Origin of the sequence: Novilysobacter erysipheiresistens, from assembly GCF_036663935.1 — a bacterium.
GTDB lineage: Bacteria > Pseudomonadota > Gammaproteobacteria > Xanthomonadales > Xanthomonadaceae > Novilysobacter > Novilysobacter erysipheiresistens.
Genome location: NZ_JAXGFP010000003.1, coordinates 238,025 through 260,640, shown reverse-complemented (window position 1 = coordinate 260,640; position 22,616 = coordinate 238,025). Strand labels below are relative to the sequence as shown.

Here is a 22,616-nt window from a genome sequence, read left to right as displayed (position 1 = left end):
ATGAACTTCGGTTCGTCGGACACGGAAGCTCCTGTAGGAGCGGCTTTAGCCGCGATCTGGAATCGGACGAGCGGCCAAAGATCCGATCGCGGCTAAAGCCGCTCCTACAAAAGCACGAAGCTGCGCGGAGACACGCCATCACTGTGCCTCCGCCGCCAGCAGCTCCAGCACCCGCCGCGCCAGCGACTTTGGCGTCGCGTTGTCGCCGGTCTCGTCCGCCGCCAGCACCGGGCCGACGCAGGCGGGGCAGCCGGCCTTGCAGTCGCATCGTTCGACCAGTTCGCTCGCGCGGCGCACCAGTTCGGCCTGCCGCGTCCACAACGGCTCGCTCAGGCCGACGCCGCCGGGGAAGTTGTCGTAGAGGTAGATGGTCGGCACGAACTGCTGCACTTCGACGTCCCCGGTGGTGGTGTCGCGGGCCGGCATCGCATCGTGGGTCGAATCGTCGTCGGCGCCGCCATCGGAGGACACCGAATGCAGCCGGTAGCCCGCGTCATGGTTGCCGGTCCCGTCGAAGTCCTCACCGGCGCCGTGCATCTCCACGTAGTCGGCATGCCCTTGCAGCGGCAACCGCGCACGCGTGCCCGCGCCCGGGGCGATCGAGAGGCCGTCGACCGGACCTTCCACCCCACGCAGCTGTCCGCGTCCTTTCGAATCGGCGGTCGCGAACCACGCGCCGTCGCCGTTGCCGACCGCCTTCTGCAGGTCGCGCGCGTCGGCCATCACCGCGACGGTGGCGACCACGTGCAGCGCGTAACCGGCGCCGAGGAAGCCGTCGAGCGCGTCCTGTCTTGATGCGAACCACGCCAGCAATGTCGCCTGCGGCAGTTGCCACCAGACCGCGGTGGTGTGCAGCTCCTGGTCGGGCAGGTTGACCGGGCCGTAGCCGATGTTCTCGTGGGTGTAGTAGCGGATCTTCTTGTAGCCGGCCACGCGCCGGACCACGTGCACCTCGCCGTGGCCGCAGTCGCCGTGGCCGGCATCGATGCCGTCGAAGCGCTCGAGTACCTTCAGCTTGGAGTAGTCGATCGAGTCGGTGTAGTAGTCCACGCGGGTACGCGTGACGTACGCCTTGCGCCCGTCCCAGTCGAGCCGCTCGACCTGGTACGGCGTGCTCTGGACCATGTGGATCGCGCCTTCGTACAACGTCAATGCGGCCGCCGAGTAGTCGACCTCGGCGATGATCTGCTGCTTGCCGCCGGTGCGGTCGACGACGACGAAGTTGCCGTCGGCGACCGAGCGCAGCGACACCGCGTTGGCCGGGTAGCTGTCGGCGATCCACTCCCAGCGGTCGCCCTCGCGGTGCACGACTTCGGTCTCGGCCAGCGCTTCCAGGTAGATCTCGGGTTCGATCGGGCCGAACGCCTCGTCGACCACGAACGGCAGCTCAAAGGCGGCGCAGCGGATGTGGTCGAACAGGATCAACGGTTGGTCCGGCGCGGTGCGCGCGTGTTCGGGCGAGGCGTCGGCGAAGAAGTCGGGATGGCGCACGACGTACTGGTCGAGCGGCTGCGAGTTCGCCACCAGCACCCCGAGGCTGGGCTGCTGCCGACGCCCCGCGCGGCCGAATCGCTGCCACGTCGCCGCGACCGAGCCCGGGTAGCCGTTGAGCACGACCACGTCGAGCGAACCGATGTCGACGCCGAGCTCAAGCGCCGAGGTCGAGATGATCCCGTCGATGTTGCCGGCGCGCATGTCGCGCTCGGCCGCGCGGCGCTCGGTCGGCAGGTAACCGCCGCGGTAGGCGCGGATGCGCGGCGGTTTGCGCGGGTCGGAGTCGAACACGTCCTTGAGGTACTTGGTCAGCACCTCGACCATCAGCCGCGTCTGCGCGAACACCAGTGTCTTCAGCCCGGCCTTGATCGCGATCCGGGCGATCCGGTTGGCCTGAGACCGCGCCGACGCGCGCAGGCCGAGGTCGGGGTTGATCACCGGCGGGTTCCACAGCAGCACATGCTTGTCGCCGGTCGGTGCGCCCGACTCGGTGATCGCGTGCACCGGTGCCTCGATCAGTGCGCGCGCGTGTTCGGCCGGGTTGCCGATCGTTGCCGAGCACAGGATGAACTGTGGGGTCACGCCGTAGAACGCGCAGATCCGCTTGAGCCGGCGCAGCACGTTGGTGACGTGGCTGCCGAACACGCCACGGTAGGTGTGGATCTCGTCGATCACCACGTAGCGCAGGTTCTCGAAGAACTGCGCCCACTTGGTGTGGTGCGGGAGGATTGCCTGGTGGAGCATGTCGGGGTTGGACACGACGATGTCGCCGTGCAGGCGGATCGCCTGGCGCGCGTCGCCGGGGGTGTCGCCGTCGAAGGTGAACGCCTTGCCCCCGAGGTCGCCGGCGCGGTTGAGTTCGAGCAGTTCGGCGACCTGGTCCTGTGCCAAGGCCTTGGTCGGGAACAGGTACAGCGCCTTCGCGCCCGACGTCATCGCCGCGCTGACCACCGGCAGGGTGTAGCACAGCGATTTGCCCGACGCGGTCGGGGTGACGATGGCGACATTTTCGCCACGTTGCGACGCGGCCCAGGCGTCGGCCTGGTGGCGGTAGAGGCGGTCGACCCCGCGTGCGCGCAGGGCCGAAGCGAGCGCGGCGGGCACGTCGTCCGGGATCGGTGCGTAGTCGCCCTCGCGGCCGGGAATGGTGAAGTGGCCGGTGATGCGGTCGGCGTAGCGCTTCGACAGCGCCCGGGTCAGCGCGGCGCCGTCGCCGCGGCGGCGCACCTCGCGCACCGGCAACGTCCCGCTCGCGTCGAGCCGGTCGAGTTCACCGTCCACCCCGTCCTGCCGCACCAATGCCCGCCCCATGCGCCCGCTCCCGCCAAAGGCGCGCAGTAGAGCAGCACCGCGTCGCAACCGGTGAGACGGCGGATGAATGATTCAGTCGTCGCGACCTGCTTTCTGTAGGAGCGGCTTTAGCCGCGATCGGAAATCGTCCGCCCGCGCCGGTTCCAGGATCGCGGCTAAAGCCGCTCCTACAAAAGCCCGTGCACCTCGCGAACCGCGAACGCCCGTAGCCGCGCCGCGCTCGATACACCGATCCCCTGCGCCCTCTCAGCGACATACAGCGTCACGTGCGGCGGCGGCACCGGAAGCTGGCGCCCCAGCAGCCGCTCCAGTTCACGGTGGAACGGCGCCATCGCCGGCAGCTCGACGCGCTCGATGATCGAGTGGGCGACGCGCAGCCGACCATCCTCGACGTAGGATTTTCGCAGCAGCCAGGTCCTTCCGCTGGAGGTGTACCGCCAGTCCAGGGCATCGAATGCCACCGCCACTGCCACGCGAAGCCAGGCCGCCGCGAATACCTCGCGCAGCTCGCGGCCGAGACGATTCCCGATAACGGTGATGTGGAGTTCGGGCTTGGGCGTGAACGCGACGCCGTCGATCTCGACCCCATGCCGCGGTGGCGGCCAGCAGTCCGGCGCGATCGGCAGCACCAGACTGTCGCCGCCGTCCGGCATCGGCCAGCGAATGCGTGGCCCTGCAACGCCCTGTTTCATCTGCCGTTACCCAAGTCCGCCATGCTGCGATGCACAATACGCGATTGATTCCCGCAAGGATCCCGAATTGGCGGACGCCACGCCCCTGACAGCCGACCAGCGCAACCAGCGCGGCTACGCCATGATCCTGTTCGCGCTGGCGATGGGCGGCTTCGCGATCGGCACCAGCGAGTTCGCGATGATGGGCCTGATGCCGAGCCTGGTACAGGGCTTCGGCATCACCGAGCCGCAGGTCGGCCACCTGATCAGCGCCTACGCGCTCGGCGTGGTGGTCGGCGCTCCGCTGCTGGCGATCCTCGGCGCGCGCCTGCCGCGGCGTTCGCTGCTGCTGGCGCTGATGGGGTTCTACGCGCTAGCCAACCTGGCGACCGCGTTCGCGCCCAACTACCACGCGATGCTGGCGTTCCGCTTCATCGCCGGCCTGCCGCATGGGGCGTACTTCGGCGTGGCGATGCTGGTCGCCGCGTCCATCAGCGGCCCCGGCCAGCGCGGAGCGGCGATCAGCCGGGTGATGCTGGGCCTGTCGATCGCGATCCTGGTCGGCAACCCGCTCGCGACCTGGCTGGGGCAGGAACTGAGCTGGCGCTACACGTTCGCGCTGGTCGCCATGGTCGCGCTGCTGACGGTGACGATGGTCGCGCGCTCGCTGGCGGCGGACCCGTCGGAGCCGCGGCAGACGCCGTTGCGTGAGATGCGCGCGTTCAACACCTCGCAGGTCTGGCTGACATTGCTGATCGGCGCGGTCGGCTTCGCGGGCATGTTCTGCGCCTTCAGCTATCTCGCGCCGACGCTGACCGAAGTGACCGGCACCAGCGATGGCTGGATCCCGATCGCGATGGGCGTGTTCGGGGTCGGCTCGATCATCGGCAACCTCGCCGGCGGCTGGCTGGTCGACCGCCTGCAGTTCCGCGCCGGCGCGGTGATCCTGGCGTGGTCGGCGCTGGTGCTGCTGGTCTATCCGGTCGCCGCGGGCGCGTTGTGGACGATGCTGCCGGCGGTGGTCGCCGTCGGAACCATGGGCGCGCTGGCGCCGGTGCTGCAGACGCGGTTGATGGATGTCGCGGGCGAGGCGCAGACGCTTGCCGCGGCTTCCAACCACGCGGCGTTCAATGCGGCCAATGCGCTTGGGCCGTGGTTGGGTGGACTCGCGATCAGCGCCGGATTCGGTTGGACTTCGACCGGCTATGTCGGTGCGGCGACCGCTGTGGGTGGGCTGCTGGTCTATGCCTGGGCGCGGTGGGACGAGCGGCGGTTGATGGTGGTGGCGGAAGAAGGCTGACGCGAAGTCGGGTGGAGCGCGCGGACTTCCGGGTCGGGAATGCGGGCTTCGGGCAGGTCGCCGCGTCGGCGTGTGAAGTCAGCCGAGATTTGGCCGGAGTTGGCATCCACACAATCGCGCGTCGGCCGACGCCATTGTAGGAGCGGCTTCAGCCGCGATCGTGAGTCGGCGACACTGGACCCCCGCCGTTGCTACCAACCATGATGTCTGTCGACAAACCATTCTCACCCGCCTGCGAGCGCAATCGCGAACCGATCCTCGCGGTGCTGCTTGAACACTTCGCCGAGGCGCGGCATGTGCTCGAGGTCGGCAGCGGCACCGGCCAGCACGCGGTGCATTTCGCGGCGGCGATGCCGTGGCTGTCGTGGCAATGCAGCGACCGGCCGGAACACCTGCCGGGCATCCGCGTGTGGCTCGACCAGGCGGCGCTGCCGAACACGCCGGCGCCGCTGAAACTCGATGTCGATACCGGACCGTGGCCGCGTGCAGAGGGCGGCGAGCGGTTCGACGGGGTGTTCAGTGCCAACACGCTGCACATCATGGGTTGGCCGTCGGTGGAGCGGCTCTTTGCCGGCATCGATACGGTGCTGGCGGCCGACGGAACGTTGGTGGTGTACGGCCCGTTCAACCATGGCGGCCGCTTCACCAGCGACAGCAACCGCGAGTTCGACGGCTGGTTGCGCGCGCGCGACCCGGCCTCGGGCATCCGCGATTTCGAGGCGGTCGACGCGCTGGCGCGCGGCGCCGGACTGGTGTTGCAGGCCGACGTGGCGATGCCGGCGAACAACCGCTGCGTGGTATGGCGCCGCGGCACGTGCGGTTCCCCCGAGACCGGCGAATCGGAGCGCGGCAGCCGAGCCCCCGGTTGATGTACAGGTCGCGACTGACGTCGCTCCTACCGGCCGGTAGCGTCGCGATTCCGGCGGCGGGCGGGTGGGGCCATCGCGACCAAGCGAGTATCGGGGAGCGACTCGCGATGGCCCCGCCCGTCCGCCTTCACGCGACCACCGCAAACGCCGCCCGCACCGCCGACCAAAACCCGCGCGAACACTCAACGCCGCTACCGCCGCCAGCACTCCAACGCCAGCACTTCAACGCGGCATCGCCACCGCTTCCCCGTCGTCGCCTTCCAGCCGGGCCCCCTCGTCCGCCACCGGCGACGGCGCCTGCGCCGGCACCTCCGACGGAATCGCGATCGCATCCGGATCGACCGGCAGCATCCGCGCCTCGCGCCAGCGGCCCCATTTGTAGTAGCCCAGCGACAACACCATCGACACCGCCGCGCTGACCGGGAAGCTCCACCAGATCGCATCGACCCCGAACTGCGGCTGCAGCCAGTTCGCGAACGGCACCCGCACCCCCCACAACGCCAGCCCCAAAATGATCAGCGGCGGCACCACCGCGCCGGTCGAGCGCACCACGCCGGCAATCACGAAGGTCACCCCGAAGAACAGGAACGACCACACCGCGATGTGGTTGAGATGGCGCGCGATCTCCAACGCCTCGCTGCCGGTCGGCATGAACATCGCCAGGGTGAAACGGTCCAGCAGGATCAGCGGCGCGATCAATGCGCCGGTCAGCAGGAAGTTGAAACCGACCCCGGCGCGGGTGGTCGCCTCCACCCGCGGCCAGTTGCCGGCACCCACGTTCTGAGCCGCCATCGACGAACACGCCGCGCCGATCGCCATCGCCGGCATCTGCACGTAGGTCCACAGCTGCAACGCCGCACCATAGGCGGCAGTGGTGTGGGTGCCGTAGGCGTTGACCATGGTGATCATCGCGATCATCGCCAGCGAGATCATCACCATCTGCAGCCCCATCGGCACGCCCTTGGTGACCAGCGTGCGCACGATGGTCCAGTCGGGCTTGAACAGGTGACCTTCATGGCGACCAATCCACAGCGGATGGCGCTTGTGGCGCAGCCAGCCCAGCATCGCCGCCAGCGCGATCGCGTTGGCCACCAGCGTTGCCATCGCGCTGCCGGCCATGCCCATCTCCGGCAGCGGCCCGACCCCGAACATCAGCAGCGGCACCAGCCCGATGTCGAGCACCACCGCCAGCAACAGGAACACGAACGGCGTGCGGGTGTCGCCGGCGCCACGCAGGATCGCCGACAGGAACGCGAACGCGTACAGCAGTGGCAGCGCCAGGAAGATCACTTTCAGGTACGCATCGGCCAGCGGCAGCGCCGCTTCCGGCGTCGACATCCACACCAGCACGTGGCGCGACAGCGGCAGCCCGATCGCCGCCAGCAGCACCGAGATGCCGAGGAAGAACGTCGCCGCCGAACCGATCACCCGGCGCGCCCCGGCCAGGTCGCGCCGGCCCATCGCCTGGCCGACCAGGATGGTCGAGGCCATGCCGAAGCCGAACACCCCGCCGAGCAGCAGGAACATGATGTTGTTGGCGTTGGCGATCGCCCCCAGCGCCTCCTCGCCAAGGAAGCGGCCGACCCAGATCGCATTGACCGAGCCGTTGAGCGACTGCAGCACGTTGCCGCCGAGGATCGGCAGGGCGAACACGAACAGGGTGCGGGCGATCGGCCCTTCGGTGAGGTTGCGCGGCTGCATCGGCGCCCGGGCGACGGAGGGGCGGCCAGCTTAGCGGGACGCGGTGGATGGGACGCGAATACGCAATAATTCCGCATGCTCCGACTGACCGACCTCAAGTTGCCCCTCGACCACCCCGAACCGGCGCTGGCCGAGGCGATCCTCGCGCGGCTCGGCATCGGCGCCGACGAGCTCACCGGCTACACCGTGGCCAAGCGCAGCTATGACGCGCGCCGGCGCGGCGGAATCGTGCTGATCTATTCGGTCGACGTCGAGACCCCGCGCGAGGCCGAGATCCTGCAGCGGCTGCCGCCCGCGAGCGCCAATGCCGGGCCGCCGAAGGTCGCACCAACCCCGGACACCTCTTACAGGTTCGTCGCCCGCGCCCCAGCGCGGTTACCACTGCGGCCGGTCGTGGTCGGCTTCGGCCCGTGCGGACTGTTCGCCGGACTGGTGCTCGCGCAGATGGGTTTCCGGCCGATCATCCTCGAGCGCGGCAAGGCGGTGCGCGAGCGCACCAGGGACACCTGGGGCCTGTGGCGCAACAAGATCCTCAACCCGGAATCGAACGTGCAGTTCGGCGAAGGCGGCGCCGGCACGTTCTCCGACGGCAAGCTGTACAGCCAGATCCGCGATCCGCACCACCACGGCCGCAAGGTGCTGACCGAGTTCGTCAAGGCCGGCGCGCCGGAGGAGATCGCCTACGTCAGCAAGCCGCACATCGGCACCTTCCGGCTGGTGTCGATGGTCGAGCAGATGCGCGCGACGATCGAGTCGCTCGGCGGCCAGGTCCGCTTCAGCCAGCGGGTCGACGACGTCGTGGTCGAGACCCACAGCGCCGGCAACCGCCAGGTGCGCGGCGTGGTGCTGGCCGACGGCAGCGAGCTGCGCGCCGACCACGTGGTGATGGCGCTCGGCCACAGCGCCCGCGACAGCTTCGCGATGCTGCATGCGCGCGGGGTGTTCGTCGAGGCCAAACCCTTCTCGATCGGCTTCCGCATCGAGCATCCGCAATCGCTGATCGACAACGCCCGGTTCGGTCCGCAGGCCGGGCATCCGCTGCTCGGCGCCGCCGACTACAAGCTGGTCCATCACTGCCGCAACGGCCGCTCGGTCTACAGCTTCTGCATGTGCCCGGGCGGCACCGTGGTCGCCGCCGCGAGCGAGCCGGGACGGGTGGTCACCAACGGCATGAGCCAGTACTCGCGCAACGAGCGCAATGCCAACGCCGCGATCGTCTGCGCGATCACGCCGGAGGATTACGCCGCCTACGGTGATGGCCCGCTCGCCGGCATCGCCCTGCAGCGGCACTGGGAGGCGCGCGCGTTCGAGCTCGGCGGCGGCGAGTACGAGGCACCGGCGCAACTGGTCGGCGACTTCCTCCGCGACGCGCCGTCGACCGGGTTCGGCACGGTGCTGCCGTCGTACACCCCCGGGGTGCGGCTGGGCGACCTCGGCCGGTCGCTGCCGGACTACGCGATCGCCGCGATCCGCGAGGCACTGCCGGCGTTCGACAAGCAGTTGCGCGGTTTCGGCATGGACGATGCGGTGTTGACCGGGGTCGAGACCCGCACCTCCTCGCCGGTGCGGATCACCCGCGGCGTCGACGGCCACAGCCTCAACACCCGCGGCCTGTTCCCCGCCGGCGAGGGCGCCGGGTATGCCGGTGGCATCCTCTCGGCCGGCGTCGACGGCATCAAGGCCGCCGAAGCGGTGGCGCTGAGCATGATCGCGGTCTGAGGTCCCGTCTTGCGGGGCATCCGTCCGCCGTAGGAGCGACGTAAGTCGCGACCTGTACATGACCTCCAACGTTCGGCGGGTCGCGACTCACGTCGCTCCTACATTCGGACGTCGACCGTAGATCTGCGTCTCACCCGCCCGTGCCGTTTGGCAGGGGCCATGACGACCCGGGTCCGTAGGATGGGGCAATTGCCACCACCGGGGTTTGTCGATGTCGAAGTTCCGCCCGTCCGCCGCGTTGCCGTTGCTGGCGCTGCTGCCGTTGTCGATCGCGCTCGCGCAGTCGCCCGCCACCACCGCGCCGTCGCTCGCCGAGGCGGTGTCGCCGCAGGGCGCGCTGGTCGACAGCGCCTATCCCGGCACGATGACGCTGACCGTCGACGCGACCGACGTCGCCCGGCGGGTGCTGCACGTCAGCCAGCAGATCCCGGTGCAAGCCGGTCCGATCACCCTGCTGTTCCCGAAGTGGATCCCCGGCAAGCACCGCCCCGACGGCCCGATCAACAAGCTCGCCGGGCTCGGGGTCAGCGCCAACGGCCAGCCGCTGGTGTGGCGGCGCGATCCGCTCGACGTCTACGCGTTCAAGCTCGAGGTGCCGGCCGGCGTCAGTGCGCTCGACGTGCAGTTCGACATGCTGACCCCGACCGCCAGCGACGAGGGCCGGGTGGTGATGACCCACGACATGCTCAACGTGCAGTGGGGCACGGTCGCGCTGTACCCGGCCGGCTACCACGCCGGCAACATCCCGGTGACGCCGAGCCTGGTGCTGCCGGCGGGCTGGCAGGCCGGCACCGCGCTGGAACTGCAGCGGCGCGAGGGCGACACCCTGCGCTACGGCACGGTCAGCTTCGAGGTGCTGCAGGATTCGCCGGTATACGCCGGCCGCCACTTCAAGCGGGTCGACCTCGACCCGGGCGCGGAGATCCCGGTGATGCTCGACATCGTCGCCGACGCGCCGAAGTACCTCGAGACCGAGGACGAGCAGGTCGACAAACACCGCGAGCTGGTCGACCAGGCCTACAAGCTGTTCGACTCGCAGCACTTCGATCACTACGACTTCCTGCTGTCGCTGTCGGACCGCATGGGCGGGCAGGGCCTGGAGCACCACCGCTCCAGCGAGAACGGGGTCAAGCCGGGTTACTTCAGCGACTGGGACGACCACGTCGCCGCGCGCGACCTGCTGCCGCACGAGTTCGTGCACTCCTGGAACGGCAAGTTCCGCCGCCCGGCCGGGCTGGCGACGCCGAACTTCCACGTGCCGATGCAGGATTCGCTGCTGTGGGTGTACGAGGGCCAGACCCAGTACTGGGGCATGGTGCTGGCCGCGCGCTCGGGGCTGTGGGAGAAGGACGACGCGCTCGGCGCGCTGGCGCTGGTCGCCTCGACCTATGCCACCGACCGCCCGGGGCTGGAATGGCGCAACGTCCAGGACACCACCTACGACCCGATCATCTCGATGCGCCGGCCGCAGCCGTATCGCAGCTACCAGCTCAGCGAGGACTACTACAACGCCGGCGCGCTGATCTGGCTGGCGGTCGATGCCCGCCTGCGCGAGTTGTCGAACGGCCGCCGCTCGCTGGACGACTTCGCCAGTGCGTTCTTCGGCGTCGACGACGGCAGCTGGGAGGTCAAGCCGTACGTGTTCGCCGACGTGGTCGCCGCGCTCGACGCGATCGAGCCGGACGGCGACTGGTCGACGTTCCTGCGCAGCCGCCTCGACGCCAACGCGCCGCCGCTCGATGGGCTGGCCGCGAGCGGCTGGAAACTGGTCTACACCGACGCGCCCAGCGACTACCACAAGGGCGTGCTGTCATCGCGCAAGGCCGCCGACTACACCGCCTCGCTGGGCATGGTGGTGTCGAAGAAGGACGCCGAAGTGGGTTCGGTGCGTTGGGACGGGCCGGCGTTCAACGCCGGCATCGCGCCGGGCGCCACATTGCTCGCGGTCAACGGCTACGCGTTCGACACCGACCTGCTGGACGACGCGATCCGGGCCGGCAAGAAGGACGGCACCCCGATCGAGCTGGTGGTCCGGCACGGCGAGGTGGTGAAGACGGTGCAGCTGGACTACCGCGAGGGCCTGAAGTACCCGCACCTGCAGCGGATCGAGGGCACCAGGGATCGCCTGGGCGAGATCCTGCAGCCGCTGTAACCCCGCTCCTACAGGGCGTCCGGAACCGCGGCCGGCGCCTGTTGACGGGCCGCCGTCGCGCCGTCGCGTCCAACCGGCGCCGGACGGCCGAACAGGTAGCCCTGTCCGAACTCGCACCCCAGCCCGAGCAGGATCCGGTGCTGCTCGGCGGTTTCGATGCCCTCGGCCACCACCTGCATGTCGAGCGCGCGGGCCAGCGCGATCACCGCCGACACCACCGCGGCGCAGTTGCTCTGCTTGCCGAGTGCGGCCAGGAAGGTGCGGTCGATCTTGATCATCCGCAGCGGGAAGGTGTGCAGGTAGCTCAGCGAGGAGTAGCCGGTGCCGAAATCGTCCAGGGCGATGCCGACCCCGTGCGCCTGCAACCGCCCGAGCACCGCCCGCACCCGCTCGGGGTCGTCCAGCAGCGAGCCTTCGGTGACCTCGATCACCAGTCGTGAGGGTGGCAGGCCGGTGCGTGACAGCAACTCCAGCAGGCGCAGGTCGAAATCCTCGCGGCGCAAATGGCGCGGGGCGACGTTGATCGTCAGGTAGCCGTCGTCGGGGCGCGTGGCCGCCTGGGCCAGGCTGCGCTTGAACATCCGCCAGTCGATCGTCTCGATCAGGCCACTGTCCTCGGCCACCTGCAGGAAGTCGCCGGGGCCCAGCACCCCGCGTTGCGGATGGTTCCAGCGCAGCAGCGCCTCGTGCCCGACCAGTTCGCCGCTGTCCAGGCGCACGATCGGCTGCAGGTACGGCTCGAGCTGGTCGTGCTGGATCGCCTCGCGCAGCTCGGCCTCGACCGCCAGCACGTCGATCGCGGACGCCTGCAGCGACGCGTCGAACAGCTGCCAGCGCCGGCGGCCGAGCGCCTTGGCCCGGTACAGCGCGGTGTCGGCATCGCGCACGAGCTCGTCGGCGCGCTGGTAGCGCGCATCGCCGACCGCGATGCCGATGCTCGCCGACGGTTCCAGCACGCGGCCGGCGATCTGCATCGGCTCGGTCACCAGCTCCAGCACCCGCTGCGCCACCGCGGCCGGAGTGGTGCATCCCGGGTCGCCGCCGGGCGGCACGTTCTCCAGCAGGATCGCGAACTCGTCGCCCGACAGCCGTGCCACCAGGTCGGGCTTGCGCACGCAGGCCTGCAGCCGGCGGCCGATCTCGCGCAGGAACTCGTCGCCGGCGAGATGGCCGAGGTTGTCGTTGATCACCTTGAAGCGATCGACATCGAGGTACAGCAGCGCACAGCGTCGCGCCGGGTCGTCCGGCAACTGCGCGAGCAGGGTCTCGATGCGCGCGTGCAGCTGGCCACGGTTGGGCAGGCCGGTCAGGGCATCGTGCATGACCTCGTGCTGCAACTGCTGCTGGACCTGCTCGCGCTCGCGGATCTGCCGGCGCAGTTCGAGGGTGCGCTCGGCCACGCGTTCCTCCAGTTGCGCGTAAGCCTGCTGCCGGAACTGCGCGCTGCGCCGGCGATGCAGGCTGTTGGCGATCTGCGAGGCGGCGAAGCCGAGCAGCTCCTGGTCGGCCGGGCCGTACACCACAGCCGGGTCGTAGCTCTGCACCGCGACCAGCCCGATCGCCTCGTCGCCGGAGAACAGCGGAACCCCGAGCCAGCAGTTGGATGTCGGATGCTGGTACTGCGACGGGATGATCTCGCCGCTGCGAATCAGTTCGGCTTCGAGCTCGGCGTCGATCAGGAGCGGTCGGCGATGGCGCAACACATATTCGCTGAGCCCGCGTGCCAGCGGCCGTCCCTCGCGCTTGCGCTTCAGCTGGATGTCGACGTAGTACGGGAACTCCAGCGAGGTTCCATCGTCGGAGACCAATGCGATGAAGAAGTTCTCGGCGTTCAACAGCTGGCCGACCACGCCGTGGATGCGGGCGTAGAACGCCTCCTCGCCGATGTCCTCGGTGGCCAGCTGGGCGATCTGGAACAGCGCCGTCTGCAGCCGTTCGGCGCGCTGGCGCTCGGCCACCTCCAGCTGCAGGTCGCAGTTGGCCTGGGCCAGCTCCTGCGTCCGCAGCTTGACGTTGTGCTCCAGCGACTCGGTGCTGCGCTTGCGCTCCAGGGTGGTCAGGATGTGGCTGGCGACGAACGTCAGCAGCTCCTGGTCGGCTTCGCTGAAGCAGATGCCCGGCTGGTAGTTCTGCACCACGATGGCGCCGTGGGTCACGCCCTCGCGCTGCATCGGCACGCCAAGCCAGGCGGGACTGTCGGAACCGAACACGCGCATCGGCCCGTCCACCTGGTTGCACAGCTGTGCATGGTCGCCACGCAGCGCCTTGCCATCGCGCAGCACGTACCAGGTCGCGGAGTGGCGGATGTCGTCGCAGGGCAGTTCGTCGAACGGCGCGGGGTCCTGCACGTCGACGAAATACAGCATGCGGATGGTGTCGTGGGTGCCGTCGCGCAGGACGATGAAGAAGTTGTCGGCGTACATCAGGGTGCCGACGATGTCGTGGATGCCGCGCAGCACCTCGGCCATGTCGCGATCGGAGCCGGCCAGCCCGGAGATCGCGAACAGCGCACGCTGGAGTTGCTCGGCGTGCTCCAGCCGCAGCACTTCGCGTTCGAGCTCGGCCAGGCGATTGCGGTGGCGCAACTGGCGGTCGGCCACCTTCAACGGCGCCGCCAGTTCGTCGGCCAGCGCGGCGTTGGCGCCGCCGCCGCAGGTCTCGAGCAGCAGCACTGCGGTGCTGGCGGGCAGCGGGATCGCCATGTGGCGGCCAGCGGCACTGAACTGCGGCGCGCCTTCGGCGACGGCGGCATCGGCGAACGCCTGCTGCCCGGCATCGTCCAGGCGGTGGTCGGCGCCGCCGAGTTCCCACAGCAACCGGGCCTGTCGCACGACCGGCAACGAGCGGGCGATCCGTTCGACCGCGGCGATCACCTCGTCTGCGCTCACCGCGGCCAGCAGCAGCTCGCGCCAGTCCTCGGCGACGCCGCCGGCGCGGTTCATCGGCCACCGCCGCATCGAATGCGTCGAGTGCCGCGGCTGTCGCGGGGGTACGCGCCGGAAGGTTGGTGATGGCAGGGTCGGTACAACATTGATGGGTCCCGGGCCGCAACACGGAGCCGCCCGTCGACGTTATCGGCGCATTGTCCCAAACCTTTAGCCGGGGCTTTGGCCGCTAACGGACATGAAAAACCCCGCTTTCGCGGGGTTTTCCGGAGTCGACACGGTGGCGGCGTCAGGCCACCTGGACCAGCCGCAGCGGGTTGTCCCACTCGGCCAGCAATTGCGCTTCGCGCGCCTTGGCCTTGGCCAGGTGCTCGTCCTTGACGTGGCCGTAGCCGCGGATGTGCTCGGGGATCGTGGCGATCTCGACGGCGAGGTCGAGGTTGCCGCGGTCGAGCTTCGGCAGCAGCGCCTCGATGGTGGCGAAATACTCGCCGATCAGGCGACGCTCCATCCTGCGCTCGTCGGTGTAGCCGAACACGTCGAGGGCGGTGCCGCGCAGCCGGCGCAGTTTCGCCAACACACTGAACGCGGTGAACACCCACGGCCCGAACTCGCGCTTCACGCCACGGCCGTGCGCGTCCTTCTTTGCCAGCAGCGGTGGGGCGAGGTGGAACTTGAGCTTGAAGTCGCCATCGAACTGCTGCTTCACCCGGCGCATGAAGTCACCGCTGGTGTACAGCCGCGCGACTTCGTACTCGTCCTTGTAGGCCATCAGCTTGAACGCGTAGCGCGCGACCGCTTCGGTCAGGTCGCTGCTGGCGGCGACGCGGGCGTGTTCGGCCTCGCGCACCTTGCCGACGAAGTCGGCGTAGCGGCGGGCGTAGGCGGCGTCCTGGTAGTCGGTCAGGAACGCGACCCGACGCGCGATCACCTCGTCGAGCGAACGCGACAGGCGGGCGTCGTCGAGCGGCAGGAACGCGAGGTTGTCGCCGCCCGCGGCATGCTCGGGCACGTGGCGCAGCTCGTCCTGCGCCGCGGTCGCGCGCGGTGCCGACGGGCTACCGAACTCGTGGCCTTCCCACTGGCCGGCGCCGAGCATCGGCAGCGTGTGCGGGGTCGCTTCGGCCAGCGTCGGCACGTTGCGCACCAGTCCGGCGGCCTCGGCCACAGCAGCCGGATCGACCACCGCGAGCCGGCCCCAGGCGAACGCCGCCTTGTTCTTGTCGATCGCCGCGCCGTTGAGTTCGACCGCACGCATGATCGACTCGAACGACAGCGGCACCAGCCCCTGCTGCCAGGCGTGGCCGAGGATGAACAGGTTCGACATGATCGCGTCGCCCAGCAGCGCGGTCGCGAGTTGGGTCGCATCCACGACGACCGGCTCCTCGCCGCCGAGCGCCTTGCGCACCGCGTCGATGATGTCGGTCGCCGGGAACTGCATGTCCGGGCGGGTGGTGAACGTGCCCGGCATCGCCTCGTAGCTGTTGAGCACCACGGTCGAGCGGCCGCCGCGGACCTTCGACAGCGCCCAGTAGTCGTTGACCACGACCATGTCGCAACCGAGCACCAGGTCCGCTTCACCGGCGGCGATGCGCACCGCGTGGATGTCGGCCGGGGTGTTGGCGATGCGGATGTGGGTGGTGACCGCGCCGCCCTTCTGCGCCAGGCCGGTCTGGTCGAGCACGGTCGCGCCCTTGCCTTCCAGATGCCCGGCCATGCCGAGCAGCGCGCCGATGGTGACCACGCCGGTGCCGCCGACGCCGGTGATCAGGATGTTCCACGGCTTGTCTAGCGCCGGCAGGGTCGGCAGCGGCAGATTGGCGAGCAGATCCTTCTTGGCGCTGCCTTGCTTCTTCTTCAGCGCGCCGCCCTCGACGGTGACGAAGCTCGGGCAGAAACCCTCGACGCAGCTGTAATCCTTGTTGCAATTCGATTGATCGATATCGCGCTTGCGGCCGAACTCGGTTTCCTTCGGCAACACCGACACGCAGAACGACTTCTTGCCGCAGTCGCCGCAGCCCTCGCAGACCAGCGAGTTGACCATGACGCGCTTGGCCGGATCGACCATCTTGCCGCGCTTGCGGCGGCGGCGCTTCTCGGTCGCGCAGGTCTGGTCGTAGATCAGGACGGTGGTGCCCTTGGTCTCGCGCAGGCGCTTCTGCACGTCGTCGAGATGCTTGCGATCCTCGAACTCGACGCCAGCCGGGAAGAGCGATCGATCGCTCCACTTGGCGATGTCGTCCGACACCACCACGATCGCCTGCACGCCTTCGCTGCGTACCTGGTGCGCGATCTGCGGCACCGACAGCTGGCCGTCGACCGGCTGCCCGCCGGTCATCGCGACCGCGTCGTTGTAGAGGATCTTGTAGGTGATGTTGACCCCGGCGGCGATCGCCTGGCGGATCGCCAGCGAACCCGAATGAAAGTAGGTGCCGTCACCGAGGTTCTGGAATACGTGCTCGGTGTCGGTGAACGCCGCCTGCCCGGCCCAGGTCACGCCTTCGCCGCCCATGTGGGTGTAGGTGTCGGTCGAGCGGTCCATCCAGGTGACCATGTAATGGCAGCCGATGCCGCCCAGCGCGCGCGAACCTTCCGGCACCACGGTCGAGGTGTTGTGCGGGCAGCCCGAGCAGTAGTGCGGGACGCGCGGGAAGTTCGCCCGCGGCAGCGCCAGTTCGGCTTCCTTCTGCGCCATCCACTGCAGCACGTTGTCCATGCGCTCGCTGGCGCCGGCGTCGAGCGCGATGTTCTTCTGGATGCGCCGACCGATCACGCCGGCGATCGTCGCCGGGGTCAGCTCGCCGGTGCTCGGCAGGATCCACGCGCCGGACTCGTCGTACTTGCCGATGATGCTCGGCCGCGCGCCGCCGAAGTCGGCCTCACGCCAGTTGTACATCGACTCCTTCATCTGGTTCTCGATGAAGGCGTGCTTCTCCTCGACCACCAGGATGTCGGACAGGCCGCGCACGAAATTGCGCAGGCCGACCGGCTCCAGCGGCCAGGTCATGCCGACCTTGTAGACGCGGATGCCGAGGTCGGAGCAGGCGCGCTCGTCGAGGCCGAGGTATTCCAGCGCGGTCAGCACGTCGAGGTAGGACTTGCCGGTGGTGATAATGCCGAGCTTGGGGTTGGGCGAATCGATCACGATGCGGTCGATCCGGTTGGCCCGCGCGAACGCCTGCGCGGCCTTCACCGCGTAACGGTGCAGGCGCATCTCCTGGTCCATCGGCGGGTCCGGCCAGCGGATGTTGAGGCCGCCGACCGGCATCTCGAAATCGTCCGGGGTGACGATCTGCAAGGCCAGCGGGTTGACGTCGACCGAGGCCGACGACTCGACCGTCTCGGCGATCGTCTTGAAGCCGATCCAGCGCCCGGTGTAGCGCGACATCGCCCAGCCGATCGCCCCCATGTCGAGGATGTCCTGCACGCCCGCCGGGTTGAGGATCGGCATCATCGCGCTGGTGAATTCGCCTTCCGAGCCGTGCGGCAGGGTCGACGAGCGACATGCGTGGTCGTCGGCCGCGAGCGCGAGCACGCCACCCAGCGGCGCGGTGCCGGCGGCGTTGGCGTGCTTGAACACGTCGCCGCTGCGGTCCACGCCCGGGCCCTTGCCGTACCACATGCCGAACACGCCCTGGTGTTTCGCGCCCGGGAACAGCTGGGTCTGCTGGGTGCCCCAGACCATGGTCGCGCCGAGGTCCTCATTGAGTCCGGGGGCGAACTTCACCCCGGCGGCCTCGAGGTGCTTCTTGGCGCGCCACAGCTCCAGGTCGAACCCACCCAGCGGCGAACCGCGGTAGCCGGAGATGAAGCCGGCGGTGTCGAGCCCGGCGGCCTGGTCGCGCAGCCGCTGCATCAGTGGCAGCCGCACCAGCGCCTGCACGCCCGACAGGTAGATCCGGCCGGTTTCGCGGCTGTATTTGTGGTCCAGCGAGTAGTCGGGGTCGACAATGTTCGCCGACGACGGCGAGGTGAGTTCGGCGGTACTGGTCATGCGTGGCTCCGGCGCGGCGGGGGCCGCGGGGTGGCTGCGAAAGGGCGCCCGGCCCGGACGGCGTCGAAACCGTGGGGCAAAGCCCCGTAATTGTAGCAGTGGCGGCGGCTGCGACCGGATCATCGCCCTCCAACCACTCGCGCGACCGCTCGCGCGACCGCTCGCGCGGGGATACAGTGGTCCACGGCCCTGTCGCGGCCGCGGACGGGGAGTCCGGGCGGCGCCGTCGGCGGTCGCCGCGTCCCGGCCGCGATCGCGCAACCGGGCAATGGCCGCGAGGGGATTGGGATGTCCGTATCGGCGTTGAGCGTGATGGTGGTCGAGGACCATGGCTTCCAGCGCCGGATGGCACTGCGGCTGCTGGCCGAGCTCGGGGTGGTGGATGTCGGCGACGCCGCCGACGGCCATTCCGCCCTGCAGATGCTGTCCGAGCGCAGGCAGCCGCCGGACGTGGTCATGGTCGACCTCGACATGCCCGGCATGGACGGGGTCGAGTTCATCGGCCACGTCGCCCAGCGTCGGCTGGCGCGCGCGGTGCTGGTGGTCAGCGCGCTCGACCCGGCGCTGCTCAACACCGTGCAGACCATGACCCGCGCCTACGGCCTGCGCGTGCTCGGCAGCGTCGAGAAACCGCTCACCGCCGACAAGCTCGCCGCCGCCCTGGCCAGTTACGACGACCTGCTGCTGGCCGAGGACGCCGACGAGCCGGTTGCGATCAGCGCCACCGAGATACGCACCGCGCTGGCCCACGGCGAGATCGGGCCGTGGTTCCAGCCGCAGGTCGAGTTCGCCAATGGCCATCCGGTCGCGGTCGAGGCGCTGGCGCGCTGGGTCCGCGCCGACGGCCGGGTGGTACGGCCGCAGAACTTCATCGGCCTGCTCGAACGCGAGGGCCTGGCCGACCCGATGACCGACCTGATCCTCGAGCAGTCGTGCCGCTGGATCCGCGAGTGGAGCCGCCAGGGCCTGCGCCTGAACCTGTCGGTCAACGTGTCCGCCACCGCGCTGGCCGACCCGACCGCGGCCGACCGCTACCAGCGCATCGTCAAGGAGCAGGGTGTTGATCCGTCCGAGGTCGTGCTGGAGCTGACCGAGAGCTCGGTGATGGGCGACGCCGCGCGCGCGCTCGGGGTGCTGGCGCGGTTGCGGCTGAAGGGCTTCGGGCTGGCGATCGACGATTTCGGCACCGGCTATTCGTCGCTCGCCCAGCTCTCGCAGATCCCGTTCACCGAACTCAAGATCGACCAGGGCTTCGTCACCGGCGCGCACAGCCAGCCGCGCAAGCGCGCGGTGGTGGAGGCCAGCCTCGACCTCGCCCGCAAGCTGCAGCTGGAGGTGGTGGCCGAGGGCGTGGCCAGCCTCGAGGACTGGCAGATGCTGGCCGAGCTGGGCTGCGGGATGGCCCAGGGCCACCTGATCGCGCCGCCGGTGGCGCCGCAGGAACTGCCGGCGGTGCTGCGCCGCTGGCGCTGCCCGGGGCACTAGCCGATGCCGTCCGCGCCGGCAAAGTTGCCCTGGCACGCGCGGATCCGCGAACGCTTCGTACACCTGAGCATCCGCCACCAGCTGTGGGCGCTGTTCGGTCTGTTCCTGCTGGCCGGGTTCAGCGTTCTGGTGATCGACGAGACCGCCCAGCATCGCGCGCGCGAGTCGCTGCTGGAGCTCAAGGACGATTCGCTGGTGCGGATGCGCCGGCTCAAGGCGGTTTCCGACGGCTACGGCCTGGGCGTGGTCGACACCACGTTCCGGGTCCGCAACGGCCTGCAATCGTGGGCCGACGGAGTCAGCACGCTGGATGCGACGCGCGAGCGGATCGACCGCAACTGGAAGGCGTTGCAGGCGATGCCGCGGGCGCCGGCACAGCAGCAGTTGTTCGACCAGATGCTGCGCGCGCGCGCCGACGCCGACGCGGCCACCGCGCAGCTGCGGCGGATACTGATTGCGCGCGATGCGGCGGCGCTGGCCACCTTCGCCGACACCGCGCTGTACCCGGCGATCGATCCGATGACCGCCCGCATCCAGGCGCTGTCGGACCTGGCGATGGTCGAGGCCGACGCGCTGGTGCGGGCCGACCTCGCGCGCAACCGCCGCGTCAGCGTGTTGCGGATCGGGCTGTCGCTGCTGACCCTGCTGGCGGTGGTGCTGATCGGCCGGGTGGTGTTGCGCAACGCCTATCGCGGGATCGAGAGCCTGAGCTTCCTGGTCCGGCGCATGCGCGCGCACGACTACACCGCGCAGCCGCGGTTCCAGCCGCGCGGCGAACTGGGCACGGTGATGGAAGGGCTGGTCGAGATGCGCCGCGACGTGCTCGCCTTCGAGACCGAACTGACCGAGCAACTCGCCCGCAACGAGACCACCCGCGCCGAACTCGCGCGGCGCGACCGGTTCCAGCGCTCGCTGCTGGACGCCGCCCAGGTCGCGATCTTCGCGATCGACGCGCGCGGCGCCTGGAGCGTGTTCAACCCGTTCGCCGAACGCCTGCTCGGCCGCCGCGCCGAGGACATGCTCGGCAAGGTCGTGCGCTACGGTGGCGCCGCGCAACCGGACGACTCGCCGCTGCTGCTGGACCCGCAGCAGATCGAAGCCACTTGCGCGCGGCTGTCGGCCCGCCTCGGTCGCGAGGTGCCCACCGACTGGCGCGCGCTGGTCGAACTGGCCGAGTTGCAGCAACCGCCGGCCGAGGCCACCCTGTGCCACCGCGACGGCCACCCGATCCCGGTGCTGCTGGCGTTGTCGCCGTTCGACGACGAGCAGGGCGAGCGCGCCGGCGTCATCGCGGTGGCCGCCGACCTCAGCGCGATCAAGCAACTGCAGTCGGAGCTGCGCGACAGCGAAGCCCGCGCGCAGGCCGCCAACCACGCCAAGTCGGCGTTCCTGGCGGCGATGAGCCACGAGATCCGCACCCCGATGATCGGCGTCACCGGCATGGTCGAGGTGCTTGCCCATACCCGCCTGGATGCCGACCAGCGCCACGCGCTGAACATCATCCAGCACTCCTCGCAGTCGCTGCTGCAGATCATTGGCGACATCCTCGACTTCTCCAAGATCGAGGCCGGCCGGCTCGACCTCGTCCCCGAGCCGGTGCGGTTGCCGGCACTGGTGCGCAGCACCGTCGCCAACTATTCCGGCGCCGCCTCCAGCAAGGGCTTGGCGCTGGAGTGCCGGATCGACGAGCGCCTCGCTGCCGCGCACCTGGCCGACCCGCTGCGGCTGCGGCAGATCCTCGGCAACTTCCTGTCCAACGCGATCAAGTTCACCGACGACGGTCGGGTCGAGGTCGCGCTGGAGTGGCGCGGCGAGGTCGAGCCGGCCGGTGCCACGTCGCCCGGACGCGAGCGCGTGCGCCTGCAGGTGCGCGACAGCGGCATCGGGGTCAGCGCCGAGGCCCAGGCCAGGCTGTTCGAACCGTTCAGCCAGGCCGAAGGCGACACCACCCGGCGCTTCGGCGGCACCGGCCTGGGCCTGGCGATCTGCCGCCGGCTGGCCGAACTGATGGGCGGCGAAGTCAACATGGACAGCGCGGTCGGCAAGGGCACCACCCTGCAATTGGAGCTGGTGCTGCCGCGCGCGCGCGCCGACGACATCGCGGTCGAGGCGTCGGACTCCGTCACGCCGGCCCAATTCGCGCCGCGCCGCCTGCCCGGCATCGAACAGGCGGTGCGCGAGCGCAGCCTGGTGTTGCTGGTCGACGACCACCCGACCAACCGCCTGGTGATCGCCCGCCAACTGGCGCTGGCCGGCTACGCCAGCGAATCCGCCGACGATGGCAGCGAGGGTCTGCAGCGCTGGCGCAGCGGTCGCTACGCGTTGCTGCTGTCGGACGTGCACATGCCCGGGCTGGACGGCTACCAGCTGGCCGCCGCGATCCGCGAGGAGGAGGCCCGCGGCGGCCTGCCGCGCACCCCGATCGTCGCCCTGACCGCGTCTGCGCTGAAGGGCGAGGCCGAGCGCTGCCTCGGCGCCGGCATGGACGACTACCTCGCCAAGCCGGTGTCGGTGGCGGCGCTGCAGGTCTGCCTGCAACGCTGGCTGCCGCACACCGGTGCCGGCAGCGACGGCGCCGACAAGGACAGCGAGCCCGGCATCGACGCCGCCCCGGCGCCCGGCCTGCCGCAACTGCACCACCCGCCCGCACTCGATGGCGAAACCCTCGACGCCCTGACCGGCGGCGATCGCAACGAGGCCGGCCTGTTGCTGGCCGATTTCCTCGACAGCACCGCGACCGACCTCGCCGAGCTCGACCGCGCGGTTGGCGACGGCGACAGCGATGCCACCACCCGGCAGGCGCACAAGATCAAGGGTGCCGCGCGACTGGTCGGCGCCAGCGAACTGGCCGAGGCCGCGGCCGCGTTGGAGGCCGCCACCCGCGACGACCCGGCCGCGCCGGCCGCGGCGCTGGCCGCCGACGTCCATACCGCCGCCACCCGCCTGCGCCTGTACGTCGCCGAGCGCTACCCGTAACGCCGTGGTCGATTGTCGAGCGCTGCTAGCATCAGACCCACGATATCGACAGGGGATAC

The 22,616-nt window shown here is 69.8% G+C and carries 11 protein-coding genes; 6 read left to right on the top strand and 5 right to left on the bottom strand.

Annotation, left to right across the window (positions count from 1 at the left end):
* Positions 1-138 precede the first annotated feature (138 nt).
* Positions 139-2,805, bottom strand: a complete 2,667-nt coding sequence (locus SNE34_RS07210; protein ID WP_332616106.1) for a DEAD/DEAH box helicase — start codon at positions 2,803-2,805, stop codon at positions 139-141.
* Positions 2,806-2,972: 167 nt separating this feature from the next.
* Positions 2,973-3,497: a hypothetical protein gene (locus SNE34_RS07205; RefSeq protein ID WP_332616104.1), complete on the bottom strand. Its 525-nt coding sequence runs from the start codon at positions 3,495-3,497 to the stop codon at positions 2,973-2,975.
* Positions 3,498-3,618: 121 nt separating this feature from the next.
* Between SNE34_RS07205 and SNE34_RS07200 the strand changes: the two genes are divergently transcribed.
* Together SNE34_RS07200 and SNE34_RS07195 are read left to right on the top strand one after the other, a co-directional pair.
* On the top strand, positions 3,619-4,776 hold the full coding sequence (locus SNE34_RS07200) for an MFS transporter (RefSeq protein ID WP_332616514.1): 1,158 nt from the start codon (positions 3,619-3,621) through the stop codon (positions 4,774-4,776).
* 200 nt (positions 4,777-4,976) lie between these two features.
* Complete coding sequence (locus tag SNE34_RS07195; protein WP_332616102.1) at positions 4,977-5,645, top strand: DUF938 domain-containing protein; 669 nt, start codon at positions 4,977-4,979, stop codon at positions 5,643-5,645.
* Positions 5,646-5,867: 222 nt separating this feature from the next.
* Here SNE34_RS07195 and SNE34_RS07190 read toward each other — a convergent pair whose 3' ends face one another.
* Positions 5,868-7,346: an MATE family efflux transporter gene (locus SNE34_RS07190; protein WP_332616101.1), complete on the bottom strand. Its 1,479-nt coding sequence runs from the start codon at positions 7,344-7,346 to the stop codon at positions 5,868-5,870.
* Positions 7,347-7,421: 75 nt separating this feature from the next.
* Between SNE34_RS07190 and SNE34_RS07185 the strand changes: the two genes are divergently transcribed.
* Positions 7,422-9,065 (top strand): NAD(P)/FAD-dependent oxidoreductase, encoded by a 1,644-nt coding sequence (locus tag SNE34_RS07185; protein ID WP_332616099.1) that lies wholly within the window; start codon positions 7,422-7,424, stop codon positions 9,063-9,065.
* Positions 9,066-9,276: 211 nt separating this feature from the next.
* Positions 9,277-11,217: a M61 family metallopeptidase gene (locus SNE34_RS07180; RefSeq protein WP_332616097.1), complete on the top strand. Its 1,941-nt coding sequence runs from the start codon at positions 9,277-9,279 to the stop codon at positions 11,215-11,217.
* An 8-nt stretch (positions 11,218-11,225) separates the two neighbouring features.
* Here SNE34_RS07180 and SNE34_RS07175 read toward each other — a convergent pair whose 3' ends face one another.
* Together SNE34_RS07175 and SNE34_RS07170 are read right to left on the bottom strand one after the other, a co-directional pair.
* Positions 11,226-14,159, bottom strand: a complete 2,934-nt coding sequence (locus tag SNE34_RS07175; RefSeq protein WP_332616094.1) for a bifunctional diguanylate cyclase/phosphodiesterase — start codon at positions 14,157-14,159, stop codon at positions 11,226-11,228.
* Positions 14,160-14,391: 232 nt separating this feature from the next.
* A complete protein-coding gene (locus tag SNE34_RS07170) occupies positions 14,392-18,096 on the bottom strand; it encodes an indolepyruvate ferredoxin oxidoreductase family protein (protein ID WP_332616092.1) in 3,705 nt (1,234 codons plus the stop codon).
* 288 nt (positions 18,097-18,384) lie between these two features.
* Between SNE34_RS07170 and SNE34_RS07165 the strand changes: the two genes are divergently transcribed.
* Together SNE34_RS07165 and SNE34_RS07160 are read left to right on the top strand one after the other, a co-directional pair.
* The gene (locus tag SNE34_RS07165) at positions 18,385-19,581 is read left to right on the top strand and encodes an EAL domain-containing response regulator (protein WP_332616090.1); all 1,197 of its coding nucleotides are present in this window, start codon (positions 18,385-18,387) and stop codon (positions 19,579-19,581) included.
* Positions 19,582-19,584: 3 nt separating this feature from the next.
* The gene (locus SNE34_RS07160) at positions 19,585-22,557 is read left to right on the top strand and encodes an ATP-binding protein (RefSeq protein ID WP_332616089.1); all 2,973 of its coding nucleotides are present in this window, start codon (positions 19,585-19,587) and stop codon (positions 22,555-22,557) included.
* Positions 22,558-22,616 lie beyond the last annotated feature (59 nt).

Coding starts and splice junctions, on each gene's coding strand:
- SNE34_RS07210 (WP_332616106.1), bottom strand. CDS start 2,805: ATGGGGCGGGCATTGGTGCGGCAGGACGGGGTGGACGGTGAACTCGAC.
- SNE34_RS07185 (WP_332616099.1), top strand. CDS start 7,422: ATGCTCCGACTGACCGACCTCAAGTTGCCCCTCGACCACCCCGAACCG.
- SNE34_RS07170 (WP_332616092.1), bottom strand. CDS start 18,096: ATGACCAGTACCGCCGAACTCACCTCGCCGTCGTCGGCGAACATTGTC.
- SNE34_RS07190 (WP_332616101.1), bottom strand. CDS start 7,346: ATGCAGCCGCGCAACCTCACCGAAGGGCCGATCGCCCGCACCCTGTTC.
- SNE34_RS07180 (WP_332616097.1), top strand. CDS start 9,277: ATGTCGAAGTTCCGCCCGTCCGCCGCGTTGCCGTTGCTGGCGCTGCTG.
- SNE34_RS07175 (WP_332616094.1), bottom strand. CDS start 14,159: ATGAACCGCGCCGGCGGCGTCGCCGAGGACTGGCGCGAGCTGCTGCTG.
- SNE34_RS07200 (WP_332616514.1), top strand. CDS start 3,619: ATGATCCTGTTCGCGCTGGCGATGGGCGGCTTCGCGATCGGCACCAGC.
- SNE34_RS07160 (WP_332616089.1), top strand. CDS start 19,585: ATGCCGTCCGCGCCGGCAAAGTTGCCCTGGCACGCGCGGATCCGCGAA.
- SNE34_RS07205 (WP_332616104.1), bottom strand. CDS start 3,497: ATGAAACAGGGCGTTGCAGGGCCACGCATTCGCTGGCCGATGCCGGAC.
- SNE34_RS07165 (WP_332616090.1), top strand. CDS start 18,385: ATGTCCGTATCGGCGTTGAGCGTGATGGTGGTCGAGGACCATGGCTTC.
- SNE34_RS07195 (WP_332616102.1), top strand. CDS start 4,977: ATGATGTCTGTCGACAAACCATTCTCACCCGCCTGCGAGCGCAATCGC.